This is a genomic window from Streptomyces sp. NPDC000075, assembly GCF_040301925.1.
In the GTDB taxonomy this organism is placed as follows: Bacteria; Actinomycetota; Actinomycetes; order Streptomycetales; family Streptomycetaceae; genus Streptomyces; species Streptomyces polychromogenes.
This window is the reverse complement of sequence record NZ_JBEPFL010000008.1, coordinates 83,254-89,716: the sequence shown is the minus strand read 5'-3', so window position 1 is coordinate 89,716 and position 6,463 is coordinate 83,254. Positions and strand designations below refer to the sequence as shown.

The window sequence follows — 6,463 nt, the reverse complement described above, 5'->3', positions numbered from 1 at the left end:
AGTCGGATCGGTCGATCAACGACGACGTGAGGCCACTGTCCGCGACCGCCGGACGGCCCCGAAAGTCCCACAAATACGCTTCTTGACGAGCCCCGACGAGCCCGGAGAAAACCTCGGTACCGCGACCCCGTGACAGCCCGCCCGTGCCCCTAGGCTGTAGCGGAGATTCGATCAAGGAGCTGGGGCAGTGCGAATAGAGCGTCACCAGGTGAGCGGGGCCGCCGTGTCGGCGGCGCGCGAGGACTTCACGAACCGCGTCGGACGGCAGGTCCACTCCATGGCGAAGGCCGGGCGGATGGACACGTACGCATGGCGGTCGATCTCGGAGGAGTTCCTCGACTACCTGGGCGCCGTGTCCGTCGGCACACCCGGCCTCGACACCCCGGAGGCCGAGGCCGCCCTCAAGGACGCCTGCGAAGCCGCGGCCGGTGCGGTCGCCTATGCCGCGTACCACCCGCACTGCACGTTCGACGTCTTCCTGGCCTACGTGAACTTCGGCATGAGCTACGAACCCGGTGACGGCGCCCCCGAGGAGAGCGTCACACCGGGGGAGTGGATCGACGCACTGTGCCTGTCGGTGCTCCGGGACAGGGCGAAGTGGCACGGCGAGGCCTTCCATTTCGCCCGGCGGAAGTTCGCCGGGCGGACGGAGGGAATCCCCGTCGGCGAGCTCGCCACCGGGCTGACGGCCGTGGTCCTGGACGACACCGGCGACGAGGGCAGCGCGTACCCGCCGAGCGCCCAGGCCAAGCTCGCCGCCGTCGACGCGGCCCTGGGGCGGATCCGGACCCGAGCCGAGGAGACCGGCGAACCCCTCCTGGACGGGCCGGACGGCGTGGCGCTCCAGGCCCTGCGCGCCCTGGCGGCCGAGGACCGGGACGCCTTCGACGCGGCGCTGGCCGGCCTCCTGACCCGGCACGCCGCCCTGCACGGCTCGACGACCTCCCCGCGCAGCCTCCTCCCGCTCGTCCCGATCGCGCTGGCCGCCCTCGCGTACCGCACGCTGGGCTGGGCGCCGGCCGTCAGCAGCGACTACCTCCCGCACGCCCTGGTCACCGGTTTCGAGTCGTCGCGGGGACCTCGGGTCGCGGGGTTCGGCCGGAACCGGCGGCCGGACGCCGTCGCCGCGCTCGCCGCAGGCCCGCTCGTGGTGGAACGGCCGGCCTGCGAGCGGGAGGGGATCCAGCGGATCGAGGTCATGTACGAGGAGCGCCTCCACGAAGCGTTCACCGCCGTCGACGGCAAGCCCCTCGCCGTCGGGCAGCTGGCCGGCTTGCTGGCGGACCAGCAGCGCCTGTTCCAGTGGCGGGCGGGGAATCCCGGCGACCTCGCGGACGCCCAGCTCGCCACTCTCCGGCTGGCCTCCCAGATGGGGGCGGCCCTGTTCCGCATCGCGCTGGCGGAGCCGGACACCGAGGTCGAGGTGTCCATCGGCGGCCGCACCCTGCGCTACCCCGCCAAGCGGGGCAGGGAAGCCGGCGCCGGGTACTGGCAGATGGCCACCGCCTTCGCCCTGACCACCGGCGTGCGCGAGGACCTCGCTCCCCTGGTCCTCACCGGTCCCGCCTTCGCCGGCGCGGACGGATCCGCGTTCACCGCGTACCGCCAAGCGCTCCACGCCTACCTGAAGGGCGCCGACCCCGAAGCGGCCGCGCGGCGGGCGCTGGAGGAGGCCGAGAAGGCCAAGGACTGGGGCATCGCGTTGCCGCCGGCCGTGCTGCTGTCGCAGCTCGTGGAAGGCGACGAGGAGAGCTTCAACCTCGCCCTGGCCGACGCGCTCGAAGCCCACCGCGCCTACCACCAGGTCGCCGACCGGGCCGACGGCCCCGACGTCTCCATCGACCTCGACGTCCTCGCCCTGACCTGCCACGCCCGCCGCCGGGGCTGGGCCATCCGCGTGGAGTCCCCCTACCTGCCGCAGTACCTCCTGAGGACCGCCGAACCCTTCTAGAAGCCCCACGACGGCTCTTCGGCCGGGCCCGCGTCGCAGACCGGGTGCGCCCTACACGGTGGCCGGGAGGACGTGTTCGCCGGTCTTGTCGGTGCTCAGGCACAGGGAGCAGACGACCGCGGCATGGGCGAAGCAGGCCGTGAGGTCGGGGCGCTCGTAGCGCTGGTGGCAGACGTGGCAGTCGAGGGTGACCGCGCTCGGGTTGCCGTCGGTGTCCAGCAGGGGCTCGGCGATGCCGTCGTCGGCGCGGCGCAGGTAGTAGCGGCCCTTGGTGACGACGGCCACCAGTGGGGTGGCGATGAAGGCGATGACGGCCGCGGCCACGGGCGAGTACGGCTGGAGGCCGTCGCCGAAGAGGTGGAAGTACAGGGCGATCGACAGGCCGGAGGCGGAGAGGAAGGACACGACGCCGACCGGGTTGACCGCGTGGAGCATGCCCCGGCGGAACTCAGGCCGGAGCGGGGACAGCTTCAGCACGTACTTGTTGATGCCGATGTCGGTGGCGACGGTGACCACCCAGGCGATCGCGCAGTTCGAGTAGAAGCCCAGGACGCCGCTCAGGAAGCTGAACATGTCGGCTTCCATCAGGGCGAGCGCGAAGGCGAGGTTGACCAGGACGAAGACCATGCGGCCGGGGTAGTGCCGGGTGACGCGGGTGAAGGCGTTCGTCCAGGCCAGCGAGCCGGAGTAGGCGTTCGTCACGTTGATCTTGATCTGGCTGATGACCACCAGGAGCACGGCCAGTGGGACGACGGCCCAGGGCGGCATCATCGCGTCGAAGGCGCCGCGGAACTGCCGGATGGGCTCGGGCGCGGCGGCCGGTCCGGCCTCGGCGAGGACGTAGACGGCGAGGAAGACGCCGATGGCCTGCTTGAGCGCACCGAGCAGCACCCACCCGGGGCCGGCCAGCACCACCGCGGTCCACCAGGCGCGCCTGTTCGCCTCGGTCCTGGGCGGCATGAAGCGCAGGTAGTCGATCTGTTCGCCGATCTGCGCGATCAGGGACAGGCACACGCCCGCTCCGAGCATGACGGAGGCGGCGTTGACGGCGCCGTCGCCGTCCGTACCGGCGTAGGACAGGAACCGGCCGACCGTGCCGGGGTCCTCGGCGACCAGGTAGACCAGCGGGCCGACCATGAGCAGCAGCCAGATCGGGGTGGTCCACACCTGGAGCCTGCTGAGCGCCTTCATGCCGTATACGACCAGCGGGATCACCATGAGGGTGGAGACGGCGTAACCGAGCCACAGCGGCAGGCCGAGGCCGAGCTTGAGGCCCTGGGCCATGATCGAGCCTTCGAGGGCGAAGAAGATGAAGGTGAAGCTGGCGAAGATGATGCCGGTGAGGACCGAACCGTAGTACCCGAAGCCGGAGCCGCGGGTGATGAGGTCGAGGTCGATGTTGTAGCGCGCGCCGTAGTAGGCCAGGGGGAAGCCGGTGACGAAGATGACGACCGCGGCGACGGCGATGGCCACGAGGGCGTTGCCGGTGCCGTGGGCCAGGCCGATGCCGGCTCCGATGGAGAAGTCGGCCATGTAGGCGATGCCGCCGAGGGCCGTGGTGGCCACCACCATGGGCGTCCAGCGGCGGTAACCGCGCGGTGCGAAACGGAGGGTGTAGTCCTCCAGCGTCTCCTTGACCGCCTGGTCGGGAGCGGTCCTCGCCGGGTCCGGCACGGTCTGGGATGACGGTGACTCGGTGGTGCTCATGTGCGACGCCTCCCGGTGGGGGTGGGTGCCAGCGCTGCGCTGCGGTCGGCCACGCTAGGAAGCGGTTGTTACCCCGGGCGCGCCGTGCGGTGAACACCATGTTGCTGCGGGAGACACGCCTGCGCGCGCACGCCGCACACGCCGCGCTCGGGCCTACTTGGAGATCTTCCAGAGGGTCAGGGTGGTGACGTAGTCGGGCATGTCGGAGGACAGGCCGCCCCCCTTGGCGGGCGGCACGACGTCGGTGATCCGCAGCATCGCCAGGTTGCCCTCGCTGGTGACGGTGCACAACACGGTGCCCTTGGCGAGGGGCGTGCCCAGGTTCAGGTCCTTGCGGGGGAGTGCGGCCGGCAGGGTGTCGGTGTCCACACCGGTCCTGCACGCCTCGGGCGTGGTGCCGCCGCTCTTGCCCATGGGAGTGAGGAACCTCAGGTCGGCGTCGCCCCAGTCCTGATAGGTGAGTTCCATTCCGTCGGTCACGCCGATCTTGCCGTCGGGGAACAGCTTCGGTGCGTCCAGGTCGACGTGCGTGCCGGTGTTGAAGGCCGGTGCGCGCAGGGTGAGGGGCTTGTCCTCAAAGACGAGTGTGTACGCGGCCTGCTTGGACGGGGAGCCGGAGGCCGCCGGGGAGGCGGGGGCCGACGCCCCCGTGGGCTTGCGGTCCGTCTGGGACCCGCCGGAGGCGCCCGCGCCGCCGTCGGGGCTGACGATCGCCCGGGTCACGACCGCGGTGAGGGCCACGGCCACCGCGAGGCCCGCGGCCAGCACGACGGGGCGCACCCCCGGGGCAGATCGCGCAGAGGGGGCTTGTGCCGGCTGCGGGGGGTGGGCCGGTCCGCGCCTCGGCGGGGCCGTCACCGTGGACTGCCCCGACCAGTGGGCGTCGGCATCGGGCCGGGTCGGGGTCGGCGTGGGCTCCGGAGGGCGGGCGGCGGCCGCCTCCCGGCGGGCGATGCGCTCCATGAGCGGCGCCGGCAGCCAGCCGTCGAACGCGCGCAGCGGCCGCCCCGCAGCCCGTTCGCACAGCACGGCCAGCTCGTCCGTCGTGATGCGCGCCGCGGGCTCGGCGGCGAGGCAGCGTTCCAGCAGGGTCCGCAGCGCGGCCGGGTACTCGCTGAGATCGGGCGCCGCCCGCCCGGTGTTGGCGATCCGCACGGCGAGGGCGGTCGCCCCGCCCTCCCCGTACGGGTGCCGGCCGGTCGCCGCGACCGCCGCGATCAGGCCGAGGGAGAACACGTCGGCGGCCGCGGTGACGGGCTCGCCCAGGGCCTGTTCGGGCGACATGTACTGCGGGGTGCCGACGATGCCGCCGCTGTGCGTCAGCTGTGTGCTCTCGGCCGCCCGCGCGATGCCGAAGTCGATGACGTACGGGCCGGTCGAGCCGAGCAGGATGTTGGCCGGCTTGAGGTCACGGTGAACGACCTCCGCCGCGTGGATGGAACCCAGCGCCCTGGCCGCACAGCCGACCAGCTGGAAGACGGCGGGTAGGGGGAGGGGGCCGAAGGAGGCGAGCACGTCCGCCAGCGTGAGCCCGGGAACGAAGGCCGAGGCGATCCAGGGGAGCGGCCCCGTCGTGTCGTGGTCGACGACCGGCACCAGGTGGTAGCCCTGCACCCGGCGCGCCGCCCGCACCTCCTGCTCGAAGCGGCGCCGGAAGTCAGGGTCCTGGCCGTACTCGCGGCGGATCACCTTGAACGCCACCGGCTGCCCGCCCCGAGTGCGGGAGAGGTACACGGTGCCCATCCCACCCTCACCGAGCCGGGCGAGCAGCCGGTAGCCGGAGGCCTCGCGCGGGTCGAGGGGGCTGAGCGGGGTCAGTATGTCGTCGCTGCCGTTCATCACGATGCCCCACCCTACGGCGTATGGCACACCGTCAAACTCACTGCCGCCGCCGCCAGTTCGACGTCCTGCGCACGACCGAGGGACGGAGCACACCGATCCGGAAACGTCGGCCGCCAACACACGCGCGGTGCGGCCGGTTCCCTGGCCACGCCACGGCCGCTCCCGGATGCTCGCTCTCGCGTCTCATCCCTGCGGCGGCGTCGCGCCGGGCAGCTCCCGGGCGAAGGCCCACCACTGCTCGATGGTCCACACGGCGACGCTGGGGCGGTCGGTGGACATCCGCAGCCACACCTCCTCGCCGCCGGGCACGAGCGCCACCTCCAGGTGCGCCTCGTCCCACGTGCCCACCGGGTACATCCACTCGATGCCGTCGGGCCAGGTCCGCATCGCCACCGTGCGCACGCTCAGCGCTGCGGCGAAGGCGTCCAGCGCCCTCTTGGGTATCCGCACCTCCGCCGGCTCCCGCTCGAACCCCGCCACCCGGCCCCCTCGCATCGTGCGGCGGGAGGTCTGCGCCCGCCGTCGTGGATCAGCGTGACAGACCCACGAGCCCCGGTGCGACCGCCCGGCTCAGGCGGCGGGTTCGGCCCGGATCTCGTGGCGGGAGGGACGGATAACCGTCCCTCCCGCCCCATGTGTGGCTCTCGGGGCTCAGCTGATCAGCTTGTGCAACACCGGCACGGTCGCGCCGAAGGCGGTCAGACCGGCCAGCACGGCGCCGGCCGTCGAGGCGCCGCTGAGGAAGCTCAGGCCACCGACGACGATCCCGATGAAGACTGCGGCAAGAAGGACGAGGGCAGTGCGCGCGGCGAGGAACGGCACGCTCCCGGTGGAGGTGGAGGTGGAGGTGGAGGTGGAGGTGGAGGTGGAGGTGGAGCGGTCGGCAGAGTCGCTCGTGTTTTCCGTCATGGCTCCAGCTCAGCTCAGTCGCTGGCCGGATCCACCACTGGGCGGACAAACCCG

The 6,463-nt window shown here is 72.3% G+C and carries 5 protein-coding genes; 1 reads left to right on the top strand and 4 read right to left on the bottom strand.

The genetic code is table 11. The features are described from left to right. Window positions 1-208 precede the first annotated feature (208 nt). Complete coding sequence (locus tag ABT403_RS12400) at window positions 209-1,951, top strand: immunity 49 family protein (protein WP_344158994.1); 1,743 nt, start codon at window positions 209-211, stop codon at window positions 1,949-1,951. Between the two features lie 51 nt (window positions 1,952-2,002). Here the strand turns inward: ABT403_RS12400 and ABT403_RS12395 are convergent, their stop codons facing one another. The 4 genes from ABT403_RS12395 to ABT403_RS12380 form a co-directional block, all read right to left on the bottom strand. After that, window positions 2,003-3,658 carry a purine-cytosine permease family protein gene (locus tag ABT403_RS12395; RefSeq protein ID WP_344158765.1) on the bottom strand — a complete coding sequence of 552 codons (1,656 nt, stop codon included), beginning with the start codon at window positions 3,656-3,658 and terminating at the stop codon, window positions 2,003-2,005. Between the two features lie 153 nt (window positions 3,659-3,811). Then, the gene (locus ABT403_RS12390; RefSeq protein ID WP_344158767.1) at window positions 3,812-5,497 is read right to left on the bottom strand and encodes a serine/threonine-protein kinase; all 1,686 of its coding nucleotides are present in this window, start codon (window positions 5,495-5,497) and stop codon (window positions 3,812-3,814) included. Window positions 5,498-5,683: 186 nt separating this feature from the next. Continuing rightward, window positions 5,684-5,980: a hypothetical protein gene (locus tag ABT403_RS12385; protein ID WP_344158769.1), complete on the bottom strand. Its 297-nt coding sequence runs from the start codon at window positions 5,978-5,980 to the stop codon at window positions 5,684-5,686. Between the two features lie 171 nt (window positions 5,981-6,151). Continuing rightward, complete coding sequence (locus tag ABT403_RS12380) at window positions 6,152-6,409, bottom strand: hypothetical protein (protein ID WP_344158771.1); 258 nt, start codon at window positions 6,407-6,409, stop codon at window positions 6,152-6,154. Between the last annotated feature and the right edge of the window lie 54 nt (window positions 6,410-6,463).